1 protein-coding gene is annotated in these 612 nt (G+C 44.1%); it reads left to right on the top strand.

Annotated features, from left to right (window positions below; genetic code table 11):
• A partial coding sequence (locus N1032_RS26295) for a hypothetical protein (RefSeq protein ID WP_259543591.1) occupies positions 1-612 on the top strand: 612 nt, incomplete at both ends.

Raw genomic sequence — 612 nt, 5'->3', positions numbered from 1 at the left:
TGCTGATGCGTATGTTAAAGGACTATTCGGTGCTAATGATACTTACATTCCTACACCTATGCTTGAAGAGCGTACAGATGCCGTCTCACAAGCACTTACACCACGTTCTCGTTCAGGACAGACAGTAGCAGATATCTTACCATTCGTAGTCTCAGAAGGCGCTACAGGAGCTGCTAGGACTATTCCTGCTGTTAACCGTGCCTATGAAACACTTGGACCTATTGCTAAAGAATTCTTAAGCAGTGTCGTTCCATCATTCAGTGGAGCTCACAGTGGTGAAGAGTATGCTACCAACCTTGGATTAAACACAGGTATTGGTGTAGGTGCTCGTGCTGGTGGCAATGTAGTACAAGGTGCTTTGAATAAATACACTCGTCTACCTGAACAGTTTGCTAAATTACAGCAAGGCCTTGATGCTCTGTCTAAAGAGACTCAGGATGCTAAAGCAGCACATATGGAAGCATTGGATGCTCTTAAAACATCAAGAGGTACTGACTTCGAAGCTTCTTATCGCGCTGAACAAACTTATCAGAAATATCAGCAAGCTGCTCAAGCACATGATGAAGCTTTGGCTGTTCTTAACCGTTCTTACACCTCAAGTAATGCTTCCCG

Origin of the sequence: Herbiconiux daphne, from assembly GCF_024979295.1 — a bacterium.
Classification (GTDB): Bacteria; Actinomycetota; Actinomycetes; order Actinomycetales; family Microbacteriaceae; genus Herbiconiux; species Herbiconiux daphnes.
Note: the sequence above shows the minus strand (reverse complement) of the source record. Positions and strands in the feature narration are given on the sequence as shown.